We start from the raw sequence: 15,434 nt of genomic DNA on the forward strand, positions 1-15,434 counted from the left end.
CTCGCTATCGCATTCTATCCGCGCGCTGTTTCTGGCGCAGCCACTCGTCCCGCGTCACGGCATAGACGATGTGGTGTTTCAGGTGCGGATGGGTATCGGGGACGCGCGGATGCTCGAAGTCGAGGCTTGCAACGCGATGCAGGCCAAGCCGCTTCATGACGGCGGTCGACCGGTGATTTTCGGCGACCGCGAAGGACACGACGGCGTCGAGATGCTTCTTGTCGAATGCGAAATCGAGCAGGGCACTAGCGGCTTCCGACACATAGCCTTTGCCCCAGAAACGTGTCGCAAGCCTCCAGCCGATTTCGACTGTTTCCGCTGGAAAGATCTCGGGCATGTTGGCGAGTGACAGGCCGCAAAAACCGATCGGCTCGCCGGTCGCCTTGAGTTCCAGGGCATAGAAGCCGAGGCCGGTTTCAATGATCGAGTCGTTTAGCCGTTTGAGCAGGGCATCCGCCTCCTCGTGGCTTCGCCGAAACGGAAAGAACTCCATGACCTTCGAATCGGCATTGATCTCGCGAAACAGGTCGCGGTCGCTGTCGATCCAGCTGCGGAGCCGGAGACGTTCCGTTTCGAGGATGACCCTTGCTTCTTTCACGGCCCTACGAAGTCCGTTTTGCGATAGCCCTGGATGTAGAGGAGGGCGGTGAGATCGCCATGGTCGATCCGCATCTTCGCCTGGGCCGCGACGGTCGGCTTGGCATGCAGCGCAACGCCCGAACCGGCGATGCCGAGCATGCCCAGGTCGTTTGCGCCGTCACCGACCGCCAGGGCTTCGTCCGGCGTAATGCCGAGTCTCTCGCTGATCGCCAGCAGCGCATCGATTTTGGCCTGTTTGCCGAGAATGGGTTCGGCGACTTCGCCGGTGAGAATGCCATCTGTTTCGATGAGGATATTCGCCTGATTTTCGTCAAAGCCCAATGTTTCCGCGATACGGCTGGTGAAGACGGTGAAGCCGCCGGAAACCAGTGCCGTATAGAACCCTTTGGCTTTCATCGTGGCGATCAGTTGCGGTCCGCCGGATGTGAGGGTGATGCGTTGTGCGATGACATCGTCCACCACTGTGATCGGCAAGCCCTTCAAAAGCGCGACGCGTTCCCGCAGTGCCGGTTCGAAGGCAATCTCGCCGTTCATGGCCCGGGCAGTGATCGCAGAGACCTTGTCCTTCAAGCCAACCACATCGGCGAGCTCATCGATACATTCCTGGCCGATCATGGTGGAATCCATGTCGGCAATCAGGAATTTCTTCCGCCGGGTCTCGGTCTCCTGCACGACGACGTCGATCGGTGCATCGGCGATCACGGCACGCAGATTTGCTTCGGCGGCGTGCGGATCGGCATCGTCACGAAGCGCGATATCGCAGGCGATACCGTCCGCGAGCCAGTACAGGCCGGAGGCTTTTGCCGCCTCGGCCGCCTGCTCTCCGAGCTTTGAGGTGAGAACAGGGTTTGACGGATGGGCAATGAGCGTGGCAACGAAAGCCATATGACCGACCTTATGGATGATTTGGACGCGATCCTGATAACCGGGCCGACGGCGAGCGGCAAGTCGGCCCTTGCTCTTCGGCTGGCGCGAGAGGCAAATGGTGTCGTCATCAATGCCGACAGCATGCAGGTCTACGATACGCTAAGGGTCCTGACGGCGCGGCCTTCGGAAGACGAGATGGAGGGCGTGCCGCATCTGCTTTACGGACATGTGCCGGCGACACGCGCCTATTCGACGGGCGAATGGCTGCGCGACGTAACGGCCCTTTTGCCGGAGCTGAGGGCCGACGGACGCTTGCCGGTCTTCGTGGGCGGCACCGGTCTTTATTTCAAGGCGCTGACGGGCGGCCTCTCCGATATGCCGGAAATTTCCCAGGACGTCCGTTGCCGGGTGCGGCTGCGGCTGAAGGACGAGGGACCGGAAGCGCTCCATACGGAACTTTCGCGCCGCGACGCGCCGGTTGCCGAAAGCCTCGAGCCGAGGGATGGCCAGCGGATCGTTCGGGCGCTGGAAGTGCTGGAAGAGACCGGGCGGTCGATTGCCGAGTTTCAGGGAAAACAGGGGCCGAAGGTGATCGATCCCGCGCGGGCGAAAAAGCTCGTGGTCCTGCCGGACCGCAAGCTGCTCCATGAACGGATCGGCAGGCGGTTCGAGAAGATGCTCGAGAGCGGCGCCGTCGACGAGGTGAGGGCACTGCTGGCGCTCCATCCCGCTCCGGACGCGCCGGTCATGAAGGCGATCGGCGTGGCACAGATCGCGGAGATGCTCGAAGGCCGGATGAGCCGGGAAGAGGCCATAGAGCGCGGCTCTGCCTTGACGCGCCAATATGCCAAGCGGCAGATGACGTGGTTCCGCAACCAGATGGACGAAAGCTGGGAGAGGATCGGCTGACTAGTCTTTGTCGTAGAGGCTGCTGAGCGGCTTCTTCAACAGGCTTTCGCGAAGTGAACCCTCGCGTCGGAGAGGCGGATTTGGACGCGGGTTTTCCGACGGGAGCGGGCGCTGGAATATCGGCTGCGGAGGTTCGCCGCCGCGTTCACGGCGCAGATCGGCGAAACGATCCGGGCGCGGCATCGGCGGTTCCGACAGTAGAGGGCGCGGCAGCATATCCGGCCTGTAAGGTTCGGGCTGCGGGTCGTCGAGAGGCGGCGTGCGGTTTACCACGACGTGGCCGTTTGCGCGGATTTCCTGCGCCCAACGTTCCATTTCGGCTTCATCTGCCGGCGGGAAGTCGGCATCCACGTCTTCGTCAGGTGACGACGCGTTGTCGGCGAACGCGGGGTTGGCGGCAGCATAGCTCTGCTGGAACGCGGCGATGTCCGGTCCGGTGACGGACCGCAGGCGCGCGACCACGGCGCGCAGGTCGACCGTATCCGGCGTGTCTTCGCAGCCCTTGTCGGCAACCCCGTTGGCCTTCGGCAGATATCTTTCTTCGACGCGCGCGAATTTCATGCGCATCGGCACGGCTATGGCCTCGCCGAAGGCGATCGCCTCGCCGTTTCCGATCGAGGAGAGGAAGCTGGTCGTCGAGATCGATGAGTTCGGAATGGCCGACCTGATGATTTCCTGGTCCCGGTCGTTGGAAAGGCGCATGGCGAACAAGGTCGAGCACTGCGAGAGGATCGTCTGATCCAGTTCGCCCGGCCGTTGGGTGATGATCCCGAGCGAAACGCCGTATTTCCGGCCTTCCTTGGCGATTCGGGAAATGGCTTGGCGGGTCGGAAAAAAGCCAAGCTCGCGATCGGCGGGCACATAGCGGTGCGCTTCTTCGCAGACGACCAGCATATGGATGGCGCCCTTACTCCAGAGTGCCAGTTCAAACGCCATGCGGCACAGGATCGAGGCGACCGAATTGACCACTTCGGAGGGAATGCCGGCAAGCTGGAAGGTGGAGATCGGCTTGTCTCCGCCGGGGATGCGGAAGATATGCGCGATCGTCTCCATGATCGTGTCGTTGATCGTGTTGTTGGAGAACATGAAGTGGTAGCGCGGGTCGTTGATGGCCGACATGACGCGCATCTTCAACGAACGCAGGTACGGTTTTTCGTTTCGGCCCTCCAGGCGGCCGATGCGCTCGTCTATCAACGCCAGAAGATCCGCCATGCGGTAAGGCACGGGGGTATCGGCGGTCACCGAGCTTTTTTCCGTCGTGCGCCGCATCAGCGACGAGTCGCTACCGCGGAAGGCCCGTTTGGCGTCCGGAATGAGGTCCCGGAGAATATCGAGTTCTTCAGGTACGGCGGGGCGGCCGCGGAAGACCACTTCGGAGAATTCTTCGAGCCGCATCAGCCAGAAGGGCAGGTCGAGCGTATCCGTGTCGATGACGACGGCGTGTTCAGGAAAGGCTGAGGCGAATTCGTTGTGTGGATCGAGAATCAGGACACGCAGCTTCGGGTCGACTTCGATCGCCTTGTGCAGGAGCAGCGAAACGGCCGTAGACTTGCCCACCCCCGTGGAGCCGACAATGGCGAAGTGTTTCGACAACATGGAGGGGATGTGGATCGCGGCGTCGATGCTCTCGTCCTGCGTCAGCTTGCCGACGGCGCAGGTGTCGTCCTTGCCGGTATCGTAGATGCGCAGGAGATCGGCAGCGCGGATGCGATGTGCTACGGCGCCGAGATAGGGATAACGGGAGATGCCGCGGGAGAACTCGTCGCGGCCGTTCGGGCCTTTGCGGACTTCGCCCAGCAATTCGGCTTCGATGTGGAACCCTGTGTCTTCCCCTTCGCGCCACCCACGGGCGCCCGTTTCCATGGCGTAGGCCAGCGCGACAACACGGTTTGCACCGACGCTGATCGAGATCAGCCGGCCCACCGACCAGAGTTCGGTAAGATCGGTTTCACCGCTTTCGGCCATCGCTGAAATGGTGGCATGAGCGCCGTTGCACGCAACCACACGACCCAGCAAGCGATTGCCTGGTTTTTGGATATCGCGACGATCCTGCTCTCCGGCGGAGGCGGAACGATGGAGATCATTGTTCAGCAAACGTAACCCCCTATCATTGGGGTGGCGGATCGGGTCATGGCTCATCCGTCGGTCGGGTCGCAACCCTCCAACAGGCGAAACATAAACGTTGCGGCTTAACAACTGGTGTAGGCAAATGCGGCCTCGGGCGTGCAACGACCAGCAAAATCAGGCGGATGGCGTTTTTTGGTGCAAGGTGGCGTTGACGAATGCTATTTATCTGGCTAACACTTCGCGCCATGAAAATATCGATCGCTCTTATTGTGGTGGGTACGCGCATGGGCAGGATGGTGTAACCATCCGGCGACAGCCACCCATGCGCGGAAAGACAGGCTCCTCAAGGGGCCTTTTTTTATGCCTTCAATCCGGCTCGGAGGAGCCGCCGGTAAAAATCCAGCAGCGAATGGACCAAGACAATGACGGACAGCAATAACCAGATGCCAGATAACCGGATGACGGGCGCGGAGATCGTGCTGAAAGCGCTGAAGGAAAACGGCGTCGAGCACCTTTTCGGATATCCGGGCGGCGCCGTTCTGCCGATCTATGACGAGATCTTCCAGCAGGACGAGATTCAGCACATTCTCGTGCGTCACGAGCAGGGCGCCGGTCACGCTGCCGAAGGTTATGCCCGCTCCACAGGCAAGGTCGGCGTCATGCTGGTGACGTCCGGCCCGGGTGCGACGAACGCCGTCACGCCGCTCCAGGATGCGCTGATGGATTCCGTCCCACTCGTCTGCCTCACCGGCCAGGTACCCACCACGCTCATCGGTTCGGATGCATTCCAGGAATGCGACACGGTCGGCATCACGCGCCCCTGCACCAAGCACAACTGGCTGGTCAAGGATGTCAACGAACTCGCCGGAATCATCCACGAAGCCTTTCGTATCGCCCAGACCGGCCGTCCGGGGCCAGTCGTTGTCGATATCCCGAAAGACATCCAGTTCGCGACGGGTACCTATACGCCGAAACCCGAAATTGCCGCCAATATCAGCTATCAGCCGAAGACTCAGGGGGACCTCAAGGCCATTCAGGCCGCGATTGATCTGATGGCCACGGCGCGCCGTCCAATCCTCTATACCGGCGGCGGCGTCATCAATTCCGGGCCGGAGGCCTCGCGCCTGCTGCGTGAACTGGTTGAGCTCACGGGTTTCCCGATCACCTCCACGCTGATGGGGCTCGGCGCCTATCCCGCTTCCGGTGCGAACTGGCTCGGCATGCTCGGCATGCACGGATCCTACGAAGCCAACATGGCGATGCACGATTGCGACGTCATGGTCTGCATCGGCGCCCGTTTCGATGACCGCATTACCGGCCGCCTCAATGCGTTTTCACCGAATTCGCGCAAGGTTCACGTCGATATCGACCCGTCATCGATCAACAAGAACGTTCACGTCGATATCCCGATCCTCGGCGATGTCGGTAGCGTACTGGAGGACATGGTTCGGCTGTGGCGGGCGCTGCCAAAGAAGCAGGTCAAGGCACAGACGGAGGAGTGGTGGCAGGAAATTACCCGTTGGCGTGCCCGGAAATCCTTTTCCTACAAGAACTCCAACGACGTCATCATGCCGCAATACGCGCTGCAGCGGCTCCATGAGTTGACGAAAGACCGCAATACCTACATCACGACCGAGGTTGGCCAGCATCAGATGTGGGCGGCGCAGTTCATCGATTTCGAGGAACCCAACCGCTGGATGACCTCCGGCGGCCTCGGCACCATGGGCTACGGCTTTCCCGCTGCAATCGGCGTCCAGGTCGCGCATCCGGATGCGCTGGTCATCGACGTTGCCGGTGACGCGTCGATCCAGATGTGCATCCAGGAAATGTCGACGGCGATCCAGTATAATCTGCCGGTCAAGATCTTCATCCTGAATAACCAGTACATGGGTATGGTCCGCCAGTGGCAGCAGCTGCTGCATGGCAACCGCCTGTCGAACTCCTATACCGAGGCGATGCCGGACTTCGTGAAGCTTGCGGAAGCCTATGGCGCCGTCGGCATGTATTGCGACGATCCGAAGGAACTGGACGGCAAGATCGAGGAGATGATAGCGGTCAAGAAACCGGTCATCTTCGACTGCCGCGTCGCCAATCTCGCCAACTGCTTCCCGATGATCCCCTCGGGCAAGGCCCATAACGAGATGCTGCTGCCGGACGAGGCGAGTGACGAAGCGGTTGCCAATGCGATCGATGCGAAGGGCCGCCAGCTCGTCTGAGACGAGCTTCGAACCTTAAACGGAATTCTGAGGAAACGGACCCAATACCATGAATGCGCATCAGCAACCGACCGGATCTGCCTACTTTATCGCACCGGAAACGGCCAAGGCGGAGAGCCATACGCTCTCCATTCTCGTCAACAATGAGCCGGGAGTGCTTGCCCGGGTGATCGGCCTTTTTTCCGGGCGCGGCTACAACATCGAGAGCCTCACTGTTTCGGAAACCGAGCACGAAGCCCATCTTTCCCGCATCACGATCGTGACGCGCGGCACGCCGACCGTTCTCGAGCAGATCAAGGCGCAGCTGGAGCGGATCGTCCCGGTCCATCGCGTCGTCGATCTGACCGTGCGGGCGCGCGAACTCGGCCAGGAGCGGCCGATCGAGCGGGAGGTCGCTCTCGTCAAGGTCGTCGGTCGTGGGGAACATCGCGCCGAGGCGCTGCGGCTTGCGGATGCCTTCCACGCCAAGGTGGTCGATGCCACGGTCGAGCATTTTATTCTTGAGATTACCGGCAAGTCCTCAAAGATCGACCAGTTCGTGGCCGTCATGAAACCGCTCGGCCTGGTCGAGGTCTGCCGTACCGGGATTGCCGCGATGAACCGCGGCCAGCAGGGGATGTGAGCCGGGCGTTTAAGGGGATGCATGCGGATAGGGGGCGGAATCGGACTTCATGAAAGATTGGTATCCTCCCAGCGCCATGCGCTTAGGCGCCACTCATTATGTGACGCGATCTGCGCCATGGCTGAAGCACTATTTCGGTTTGCATGAACTGGAGTCGGCTTTTTCGCCGGGAATTAGGGGCATCGTATTCTGGGGCGGGCGATCCACCGCCAAGCTGGCGCGCCGCATAGCCTGGTTTCGCAGGTTGCGCTATTGGTATCTCGAAGACGGATATCTTCGATCGGTAGGACTCGGCAAGGAGAATACCTTGCCGATCTCGATCGTTGTCGATGATCTCGGCATGCCGGTGGACGCCGCGAAGGCTTCCCGACTGGAGGGGCTGATTGCAGGCTCGGCGGACATGGATGTCGGCTCGCTGGGGTCAGATATCCGCAACGCGCTCGTGGAAAACAAGCTCTCGAAATACAACAACCTGCCGCATCGCCAGCCTAAGCTCGATCGCACGACGAAGCGACGTGTTCTCTTGGTCGATCAGGTGTTTGGCGACGTCTCCGTTCCGATGTCCGGCGGTTCGCCGGAAAGCTTTGCGCGAATGCTCGATGACGCCGTGGCAAGCGGCTCTCAATGCGTGGTGCGCACCCATCCGGATGTGGTGGCCGGTTTCCGCAAAGGTTACCTCACCGAAAGAGCGGCCCAAACGCCGGGAGTGATCCTGCTTGCGGATGCGGTTTCGGTGGCCTCCATGTTGGAGGTCGTGGACGAGGTCTGGACCGTTTCAAGCCAGTTCGGGCTCGACGCCTTGCTGCGCGGCCTGCCTGTGCGTTGTTATGGAGCGCCTTTCTACTCCGGTTGGGGACTGACGGAGGACAGGCTAAGCCAATTTTCGAGGACAATGCTGCCGCGACGGCAGGCGCGGCCGAGTGTCGATCAACTGGTCGCCGCAACCTTCGCACTCTATCCCAGCTATCGCGACACCGGGACATGGGCTGAGATCGACGTTTTCCGGGCAGTGGATACGTTGGTGGCCGAGCGGAAGGCGCTCGATCTGGACTGAATACGTTTAGATCATCGCCAGTGGCCTTTTTTCTCTCGGCGGCGGAAAGGCGGTATCAATGGCCGCCCAGTCCTCATCGCTGATATCCAGCTCGGCCGCGGCCGCATTTTCCGCAACCCGGTCGGGATTGGCGGATTTGGGGATGGCTATCACACCCTCGCGCTCCAGCAGGAAGGCGAGGGCCACCTGTGCCGGCGTCGCCTGATAGGCCTTGGAAATCTGGATCAGTTTGTCGTTGCGGAGCAGCCGACCCTGCTCGATCGGTGAATACGCCATGACGGCAATACCGCGCTCCTGACACCAGGGCAGGAGATCGTATTCGATGCCTCGGCGCGAGAGGTTGTAGAGGACTTGATTGGCAACACAGTTCTTGCCGTCCGGTACGGTCATCAGCTCTTCCATATCCGCGACGTCGAAGTTCGAGACGCCCCAGGCACCGATCTTGCCGGCACGCTGCAATTCCTCGAGACCGGCAACGGTTTCGGCAAGCGGATGTTCTCCACGCCAATGAAGGAGATAGAGGTCGAGACGGTCCGTCTTCAACCGCCCCAAGCTACGTTCGCAGGCATCGATCACGCCTTGGCGGCTTGCGTTCCACGGATAGACCTTGCTGACCAGAAACACCTCGCCGCGACGGCCGGCGATCGCTTCGCCGGTGATCTTCTCAGCTCCGCCTTCGGCATACATTTCGGCCGTATCGATCAAGGTCATCCCGAGGTCGAGGCCGCGTTTCAGGCTTTCGATCTCGGCATTTGCCTTGCGGCTGTCGTCTCCCATGTTCCAGGTGCCAAGGCCGAGCGCCGGCACGGATTGGCCTGATGCAAGGGTGACTGTCGGGATGTCGGGCATGGGAGACCTCGGTCGATCGATTGCGGACGTTCGTGACTAATCAGATATAGCTTTAATCCCGGCTGCCAAGTTCCGCTTGCAGATCGACCGGAACGATCCTATCACCGGCATACGGCCTCCCGCAGAGGAGGCGACGCAAATAACGGGATCGGATTGGCGCTCGGGAGTCATTATGCCGCTGGAAACCTTTCTGGCCCTTGTCCTGTTCGCCTTCACCACCTCGATCACGCCAGGGCCGAACAACATGATGCTCTTCGCATCGGGTGTGAATTTCGGATTTGCGCGAACGATCCCGCACATGCTCGGCATCGGCGTCGGTTTTCTTTCGCTGCTGATCGCAGTCGGGTTTGGGCTTGGGGCGCTGCTGCAGACCGTGCCGGTCGTCTATACGGCGCTGAAATTCGCAGGCGGACTGTACCTGTTGTGGATCGCCTGGAAGATCGGCACCTCGCGCAGCCTCTCGGATGGCAAGACCGGCGCGCGTCCGATGACCTTTTTCGGCGCCGCTGCATTCCAATGGGTCAACCCGAAGGCCTGGGTCATGGCGGTTACAGCCATGGCGACCTACACCAACCCCGACTATTATTTTCCGACCGTGCTCCTGGTGGGGCTCGCGTTTGCCGCCGTCAACGTGCCAAGCGTATCCACCTGGGCGGGTTTCGGATCTGCCTTGCGGGAGTGGCTGTCCGTGCCGGTCCGGCTCAAATGGTTCAACATCACCATGGCCGTCTTGCTCGTTGCAAGCCTCTGGCCGATGCTGCGATGAAGGAAATCGCCATGTCTGCAGACCATCATCACCACGATCATGGTCATGACCATGATCATCACCACGACAACCGCTACAGCGACATGCAGGCGCGGGTGAAGGCGCTGGAAACCGTGCTGACGGCGAAGGGACTGATCGATCCGGCTGCGATCGATGTGATCGTCGAGACCTACGAGACGAAGATTGGGCCGCGCAACGGCGCCCGCGTTGTTGCCAAGGCCTGGAGCGATCCGCACTTCGCCGCGTGGCTGAAGGAGGACGCAACGGCTGCGATCGCGAGCCTCGGCTATACCGGCCGGCAGGGGGAGCATATGCGGGCGGTGTTCAACACCCCCGAAACGCATAACCTCGTCGTTTGCACCCTCTGCTCCTGCTATCCCTGGGCCGTGCTTGGCCTTCCGCCCGTCTGGTACAAGGCGCCGGCCTATCGGTCTCGTGCGGTCATCGATCCGCGGAGCGTGCTTGCCGAATTCGGGCTGACGCTGCCGGAAGACAAGAAGATACGAGTATGGGATTCGACTGCCGAGCTACGCTACCTCGTCATTCCCGAACGCCCGGATGGTACTGACAACATGAGTGAGGAGGAGCTTGCGGAACTCGTCAGCCGCGATGCGATGATCGGCACGGCGATTGCGGGGGCACCGGCATGAACGGGCCTCATGATCTGGGCGGGCAGATGGGCTTCGGCCCCGTGGCGCCCGAAAAGGACGAGCCCTATTTTCACGCGGAATGGGAAAAGCGGGCCCTGGGGTTGACGCTGTCCTGCGGCGCTTTCGGTGCCTGGACGATCGATGAAAGCCGCCATGCGCGCGAAAACATCCCGCCGGCGGCCTATCTCTCCGCGAGCTATTACGAGATCTGGATGCGGGCGCTGGAAGTGCTGCTCGAAAGGCATGGATTTGCGACCAGAGGCGAGATCGACGCAGGCGCGAAGCAGATGGAGCCGGCCACCCCGAAGCGCGTTTTGAAGGCTGAGATGGTGCAGGGGGTGCTCGCCCGCGGCGGCCCTTGCGACCGTCCCGTCGACACGGAGCCGCTTTTCCAGCCGGGCGACAGGGTCAGGACGAAGAATTTCAATCCCGAGACCCACACCCGGTTGCCGCGTTATGCCCGCGCCAAGACCGGGGTCGTTGAGGCGGTGCAGGGCTCTTACGTCTTCCCGGACGGCAATGCGCATGGCCAGGGCGAAAACCCGCAATGGGTCTATACCGTCGTCTTCGATGGTGGCGAGATCTGGGGCGGGGGGAGCGATCCGACACTCACCGTTTCGATCGACGCATGGGAGAGCTATCTTGAGCGCCTGTGAAATTCGCTCGCCGCTTGCGCGTTCGCCGGGCTTGCCGAAGTCGGCGGAGGGCGATCCGACCTTTCCCGAGCCCTGGGCCGCGGAGGCTTTTGCCATGACCGTGCATCTGCACGAGAAGGGCCTGTTCACCTGGAGCGAATGGGCAGCGGCTCTTTCCGCAGAAGTACACAAGCCCGGCCGCGCCGAGGACGGCAGCGATTATTTCGACTGTTGGGTGGCGGCCCTGTCGGGCCTTCTCGTCGATAAACACATCGCGGACGCCGATGCCATTCTTTCTCTCCAGAAAAGCTGGCAGCGGGCGGCGGAAGCGACACCGCATGGCCAGCCGATCGAACTTGAGAACGATCCGCTGCGCTAGGTTTCCGCCTCAGAACCCGGTTATGTCCGGCTTGGTCAGCATCAACCACAAGATGGCAATCACCGCGAGAAAAGCGGGAAATCCGCATGCGAACCAGATGCGGTAGAGACCGAACCATTCCGGCGGCAGCGGCGCCGAGTTTCCTGCCGCGATGCGTGCGAGGTTGCGCAGTCTCATCTGGATCCAGACAACCGGAAGCCAGAACAGTCCCGTAACCACATAGAGGACGAGCGACAGCGCGATCCAACCCTCCGCCAATGACCAGCCTGTCCTTTCGGCGAGCAGATAGCCCGTGATCGGCTGCAGGAGCACCGCCGTCGCGGTGAAGACCGTGTCCGCCAAGACGACCGTGCCTGCGGTATGGGCGATCAATTTCGGATCTTCGGTGCGACGGGCAATCACCATGAAGAAGGCGATGCCGGCGCCGGTTCCGAGCAGGACCGTTGCGCCGATGACGTGGACGAGGCGGAGCAGGCCGTCGATATCCACCATCATCGTTCGTCCAGAATGGCAAGTGCGGCGAGCGTCAAAGCGACCGAAGGCAACACCTTGACGAGCGGCCCGAGCGGATCAAGCCAGAGCCATGGCTCCAGAAGGGTAGCGCCGGTGAGGTAGATGAGGCTTACGGCAATCATGCCGATCATTGCTTTCCGCGCCTGTTGGCGGAAAAGGATGGCAAGCCCAAGCAGGATATCGACAAGGCAGGCGGTGATGGCCAGTACCGTGCCTGTTCCGGCAGACATGAAGCGCGGGAAATGGGATGCCGCTGCGGCGAGGTCGAAGAACGGAATAAGACCCGAAAGCAGCCAGAAGAGCGACAACGTCACGATCATGACCGGCTTCATCAGATAGAGCCGAGCAAACCAGAGATCCTGAACGCCACTCGGATGGGCAGCCAGAGTCGCGGCGGCGTCGGCAAAAACAAGGTCCGCCGGTTTCGGCCGCGTACTCAAAACGCCTTCCGACATGACCGCCATGGCCGTGGAACGCAGCGGCGAGCGCCAGCCGAGCCGGCCGGCCAGATCGGCGGCCAAAGCGGCCGGTTTTTCCAGCCACGGGGGTAGATGAACGACACGGGCAGGAGGCAAACCGAGCCAGGCACGATGAAGCTGCATGAGGTCCGACAGCGTCGGTCCGTTGTCGGCGGCAAGATCGAGGTCGCCGCCGGGCGGGATAGCACCCTGGATGGCAAGTGATACTGCTCCAGCAACGTCTTCCACCGAGACGGTTTGAACCGGGCTTTCCGCATGGATGAGCGGCAGAACGCCGGGGAAGCTTGCAAGCGACCTCAAGAGCGCCGTGCCGCCATGCGCGTTGCGGCCGATGACCAGTGCCGGGCGGAGAATCACGAACGGCAGACCGCTCGCGGCCAGCGCCTCGTCGGCGCGGCGTTTCGTCGCCAGGAAAGGCAATGCGGCAGCCGGACCATCCGTGCGGGCGGAAATCTGTACGATGAGCTTGTCGCCCGATTCTTTCACCGCCTCATAAAGCCCGATCATCGCCCTTTCCTGCGTGGGGGCGAGATCGTCGGCATATCCGTCCTGCAGCGCGCCGGCGCAATTGACTATGACATCCCGACCTTCGATCAGCGGACGCCAGTCCTCTACGGAAAGCGTTGCGACGTCGGCTCTCAGCCACTCGGCTGCAGGCCATTTCATCCGCGCCTTTTGCGGGCTGCGTCCCAATCCCGTGACATGATGCCCGTCCGATACGAGCCGTTGCAGGACCGTGGAGCCGATAAAGCCGGTTGCGCCGAGAATCAGAACGTTCATGCGCGGATCATAGGCGACCAAGATAACAACTGAACAGCGGAGAGGCGCCGCGACTTGATCTACTTTCGTTCTTTTTCTGTTGCGATTCCCCCTCGAATCCTGCCAAGTCGCGCCCATGCAATTTGCACCGCAACAGGACGAGGCTCTCAAAGCCGTTTCACGCTGGCTGAAGGAAGGCCGCAGCCAGATTTTTCGGCTGTTCGGCTATGCCGGCACAGGCAAGACGACGCTTGCCAAGCATTTTGCCGAAAATGTCGATGGCGACGTGCTGTTCGCCGCCTTCACCGGCAAGGCCGCTCAGGTGCTGCGTTCGAAGGGCGCTCGCAACGCCAAGACCATTCATTCGCTGATCTACCGCCCCCGCGGCGAGGAGGCAGTGGAGGACGAGGAAACCGGCAAGACGTCGATCGCGCCGATGTTTTCGATCAATCGCCAGAGCCCGGTCGCCAAGGCGGCACTGATCATCATCGACGAATGCTCGATGGTGGACGAGGCACTGGGCAAGGATTTGATGAGCTTCGGAACGCCGATCCTGGTGCTTGGCGATCCCGGTCAGTTGCCCCCGGTTTCCGGCGGCGGTTTCTTCACCGAGCAGGAGCCGGACTATCTGCTTACCGACATCCACCGCCAGGCCCGCGACAACCCGATCATCCAGCTCGCCATGAACGTGCGCGAAGGCAAGGAGATCATGTATGGCGACTACGGCACGGCGAAGGTGATCTCACGCGACGAGGTGACCCAGCCGCTGGTGCTGGAGGCCGATCAGGTATTGGTCGGCACCAACAAGACCCGCAAGCGCTACAATCAGAGACTCCGGGAGCTGAAGGGCTTCACGGCCGACTATCCCCAGTCCGGCGACAAGCTGGTTTGCCTGCGAAACGATCAGGTGAAGGGCTTGCTCAACGGGTCGCTCTGGCAGGTAATGAGCTCCTCGCGGGAGACCGTGAAGCCTGGAATCAATCTCATGATCCGGCCCGAAGACGACGACATGGACCGGGGTGCGGCGAAGATCAAACTTCTCAAGCAGGCGTTCGAAAGCGACGAGGAAGTCCCCTGGTCGACCCGCAAGCGCTACGACGAGTTCGACTACGGCTATGCGTTGACCGTGCACAAGGCGCAGGGTTCGCAGTGGAACAATGTCGTGCTGTTCGATGAAAGCTTTGCCTTCCGCGATACACGGGAGCGCTGGCTCTACACCGCGATCACCCGCGCGGCGGAGACACTGACGATCGTTCGCTGATCAGTTGGGCACCATGCCAAGGAGCAGCGCCTTGGCGACGGCCTGGAAACGGTTGGTAGCCTGAAATTTCCGGATGATGCCGTCTTCCATTTCACGGAGTTCTTCGAACTGCAGATCGAGGGTGCGTGCGAGGCGGGGCGCGGAATAACCTTCCGCCATCAGTGCCAGACACCGTTTCTCGATGTCGGAGAGGACCAGCGACATGGGGCGCACCGTTTCGGTCGTGCCATCCTCCTCGTCCGCAGAAAGAAGGCTCTCGATCTGCTGCATCTGCCGGCGGATATTGGATATGTCCGCGGTCAGTTCGCGCTTGCGCCGCGCCAGCATGTTCTGGAACAGTTCGTCCGCTTCCGTCTGGGAGGTCGTGCCGGCCAGCTCGTCCATCAATTCCTGGATCACCGCAACCGACATGCCGATCTCCCGGCAGGCATTGATGACGGCCATGCGCTGGATATGTTCGCTGCCGTAGACCCGCATGGTACCCGATCGTTCCGCCGTGATCAGGCCTTTTTCCTCATAAAAGTGCAGGGTGCGATGAGTGACGCCGAAGAGATCCGCCATTTCGGCAATCGCCAGCGGTTCCTCCGGCAAGTCGAAGGGCAAGGAAACCTGGGGAAGAAACTTGGTCTGTCCACCGGCTGTCACTGCATTGAATCCGGCTGTCGGGTATCTGGCGTCGCTTCGCATCGGGCCTCCCTGCGAATGGCGTCTGGCTAAAGCCTCATCTCAGAGTTGCACGCATATCGCGCGCGCCCTCGGGTGAGCTCTCGGTACTGAAAATGCGGACCCGATATGATTGGCTAACAGA

General features: G+C 61.2%; 16 protein-coding genes. 9 read left to right on the forward strand and 7 right to left on the reverse strand.

All coding sequences use genetic code 11. From position 1 onward, the window contains the following. Positions 1 to 4: 4 nt before the first annotated feature. Positions 5 to 598 carry a GNAT family N-acetyltransferase gene (locus C5L13_RS05280; RefSeq protein ID WP_105382227.1) on the reverse strand — a complete coding sequence of 198 codons (594 nt, stop codon included), beginning with the start codon at positions 596 to 598 and terminating at the stop codon, positions 5 to 7. Next, complete coding sequence (gene serB, locus C5L13_RS05285) at positions 595 to 1,485, reverse strand: phosphoserine phosphatase SerB (RefSeq protein ID WP_105382228.1); 891 nt, start codon at positions 1,483 to 1,485, stop codon at positions 595 to 597. The genes C5L13_RS05280 and serB overlap by 4 nt, the downstream gene beginning before the upstream one ends. Between serB and miaA the strand changes: the two genes are divergently transcribed. After that, on the forward strand, positions 1,486 to 2,376 hold the full coding sequence (gene miaA, locus C5L13_RS05290) for a tRNA (adenosine(37)-N6)-dimethylallyltransferase MiaA (protein WP_105382229.1): 891 nt from the start codon (positions 1,486 to 1,488) through the stop codon (positions 2,374 to 2,376). It abuts the gene before it with no gap. Here miaA and C5L13_RS05295 read toward each other — a convergent pair whose 3' ends face one another. Beyond that, positions 2,377 to 4,470 carry an ATP-binding protein gene (locus C5L13_RS05295; protein WP_105382230.1) on the reverse strand — a complete coding sequence of 698 codons (2,094 nt, stop codon included), beginning with the start codon at positions 4,468 to 4,470 and terminating at the stop codon, positions 2,377 to 2,379. Between the two features lie 395 nt (positions 4,471 to 4,865). On the opposite strand from C5L13_RS05295, the gene C5L13_RS05300 reads away from it, so the two are divergent. Genes C5L13_RS05300 through C5L13_RS05310 form a run of 3 tightly spaced genes read left to right on the forward strand, consistent with a single transcriptional unit; the run spans position 4,866 to position 8,335 of the window. Then, entirely contained in the window at positions 4,866 to 6,659 is a 1,794-nt protein-coding gene (locus C5L13_RS05300) for an acetolactate synthase 3 large subunit (protein ID WP_105382231.1), read from the forward strand. 49 nt (positions 6,660 to 6,708) lie between these two features. After that, entirely contained in the window at positions 6,709 to 7,281 is a 573-nt protein-coding gene (gene ilvN / locus C5L13_RS05305) for an acetolactate synthase small subunit (protein WP_105382232.1), read from the forward strand. Between the two features lie 49 nt (positions 7,282 to 7,330). Further along, the gene (locus C5L13_RS05310; RefSeq protein WP_245423256.1) at positions 7,331 to 8,335 is read left to right on the forward strand and encodes a capsular polysaccharide export protein, LipB/KpsS family; all 1,005 of its coding nucleotides are present in this window, start codon (positions 7,331 to 7,333) and stop codon (positions 8,333 to 8,335) included. 6 nt (positions 8,336 to 8,341) lie between these two features. Here the strand turns inward: C5L13_RS05310 and C5L13_RS05315 are convergent, their stop codons facing one another. Then, positions 8,342 to 9,184 carry an aldo/keto reductase gene (locus tag C5L13_RS05315; RefSeq protein ID WP_105382234.1) on the reverse strand — a complete coding sequence of 281 codons (843 nt, stop codon included), beginning with the start codon at positions 9,182 to 9,184 and terminating at the stop codon, positions 8,342 to 8,344. A gap of 172 nt (positions 9,185 to 9,356) precedes the next feature. Between C5L13_RS05315 and C5L13_RS05320 the strand changes: the two genes are divergently transcribed. Genes C5L13_RS05320 through C5L13_RS05335 form a run of 4 tightly spaced genes read left to right on the forward strand, consistent with a single transcriptional unit; the run spans position 9,357 to position 11,614 of the window. After that, the gene (locus tag C5L13_RS05320; protein WP_105382235.1) at positions 9,357 to 9,950 is read left to right on the forward strand and encodes a LysE family translocator; all 594 of its coding nucleotides are present in this window, start codon (positions 9,357 to 9,359) and stop codon (positions 9,948 to 9,950) included. An 11-nt stretch (positions 9,951 to 9,961) separates the two neighbouring features. Then, entirely contained in the window at positions 9,962 to 10,600 is a 639-nt protein-coding gene (nthA, locus tag C5L13_RS05325) for a nitrile hydratase subunit alpha (RefSeq protein WP_105382620.1), read from the forward strand. After that, positions 10,597 to 11,256: a nitrile hydratase subunit beta gene (gene nthB, locus C5L13_RS05330; RefSeq protein WP_105382236.1), complete on the forward strand. Its 660-nt coding sequence runs from the start codon at positions 10,597 to 10,599 to the stop codon at positions 11,254 to 11,256. The genes nthA and nthB overlap by 4 nt, the downstream gene beginning before the upstream one ends. Next, complete coding sequence (locus C5L13_RS05335) at positions 11,243 to 11,614, forward strand: nitrile hydratase accessory protein (RefSeq protein ID WP_105382237.1); 372 nt, start codon at positions 11,243 to 11,245, stop codon at positions 11,612 to 11,614. The genes nthB and C5L13_RS05335 overlap by 14 nt, the downstream gene beginning before the upstream one ends. 9 nt (positions 11,615 to 11,623) lie before the next feature. On the opposite strand, the gene C5L13_RS05340 is transcribed toward C5L13_RS05335, so the two are convergent. Both C5L13_RS05340 and C5L13_RS05345 read right to left on the reverse strand, forming a co-directional pair. Next, complete coding sequence (locus C5L13_RS05340; RefSeq protein ID WP_407070411.1) at positions 11,624 to 12,106, reverse strand: DUF2269 family protein; 483 nt, start codon at positions 12,104 to 12,106, stop codon at positions 11,624 to 11,626. Next, a complete protein-coding gene (locus tag C5L13_RS05345; RefSeq protein WP_105382621.1) occupies positions 12,106 to 13,386 on the reverse strand; it encodes an SDR family oxidoreductase in 1,281 nt (426 codons plus the stop codon). Before C5L13_RS05345 ends, C5L13_RS05340 begins: the two co-directional genes overlap by 1 nt. Positions 13,387 to 13,501: 115 nt before the next feature. On the opposite strand from C5L13_RS05345, the gene C5L13_RS05350 reads away from it, so the two are divergent. Then, positions 13,502 to 14,626 carry an ATP-dependent DNA helicase gene (locus tag C5L13_RS05350; protein WP_105382239.1) on the forward strand — a complete coding sequence of 375 codons (1,125 nt, stop codon included), beginning with the start codon at positions 13,502 to 13,504 and terminating at the stop codon, positions 14,624 to 14,626. Here the strand turns inward: C5L13_RS05350 and C5L13_RS05355 are convergent, their stop codons facing one another. Then, positions 14,627 to 15,313, reverse strand: coding sequence for a MerR family transcriptional regulator (locus C5L13_RS05355; RefSeq protein WP_105382240.1), 687 nt, complete (start codon positions 15,311 to 15,313; stop codon positions 14,627 to 14,629). Positions 15,314 to 15,434: the final 121 nt, after the last annotated feature.

Source organism: Neorhizobium alkalisoli, from assembly GCF_002968635.1.
Taxonomy (GTDB): Bacteria; Pseudomonadota; Alphaproteobacteria; order Rhizobiales; family Rhizobiaceae; genus Neorhizobium; species Neorhizobium alkalisoli.

Excerpts from the sequence above, each read along its gene's own strand:
- serB (WP_105382228.1), bottom strand. The coding sequence starts at position 1,485 with ATGGCTTTCGTTGCCACGCTCATTGCCCATCCGTCAAACCCTGTTCTC.
- miaA (WP_105382229.1), top strand. The coding sequence starts at position 1,486 with ATGACCGACCTTATGGATGATTTGGACGCGATCCTGATAACCGGGCCG.
- C5L13_RS05300 (WP_105382231.1), top strand. The coding sequence starts at position 4,866 with ATGACGGACAGCAATAACCAGATGCCAGATAACCGGATGACGGGCGCG.
- ilvN (WP_105382232.1), top strand. The coding sequence starts at position 6,709 with ATGAATGCGCATCAGCAACCGACCGGATCTGCCTACTTTATCGCACCG.
- C5L13_RS05310 (WP_245423256.1), top strand. The coding sequence starts at position 7,331 with ATGAAAGATTGGTATCCTCCCAGCGCCATGCGCTTAGGCGCCACTCAT.
- C5L13_RS05315 (WP_105382234.1), bottom strand. The coding sequence starts at position 9,184 with ATGCCCGACATCCCGACAGTCACCCTTGCATCAGGCCAATCCGTGCCG.
- C5L13_RS05320 (WP_105382235.1), top strand. The coding sequence starts at position 9,357 with ATGCCGCTGGAAACCTTTCTGGCCCTTGTCCTGTTCGCCTTCACCACC.
- nthA (WP_105382620.1), top strand. The coding sequence starts at position 9,962 with ATGTCTGCAGACCATCATCACCACGATCATGGTCATGACCATGATCAT.
- nthB (WP_105382236.1), top strand. The coding sequence starts at position 10,597 with ATGAACGGGCCTCATGATCTGGGCGGGCAGATGGGCTTCGGCCCCGTG.
- C5L13_RS05340 (WP_407070411.1), bottom strand. The coding sequence starts at position 12,106 with ATGGTGGATATCGACGGCCTGCTCCGCCTCGTCCACGTCATCGGCGCA.
- C5L13_RS05345 (WP_105382621.1), bottom strand. The coding sequence starts at position 13,386 with ATGAACGTTCTGATTCTCGGCGCAACCGGCTTTATCGGCTCCACGGTC.
- C5L13_RS05350 (WP_105382239.1), top strand. The coding sequence starts at position 13,502 with ATGCAATTTGCACCGCAACAGGACGAGGCTCTCAAAGCCGTTTCACGC.
- C5L13_RS05355 (WP_105382240.1), bottom strand. The coding sequence starts at position 15,313 with ATGCGAAGCGACGCCAGATACCCGACAGCCGGATTCAATGCAGTGACA.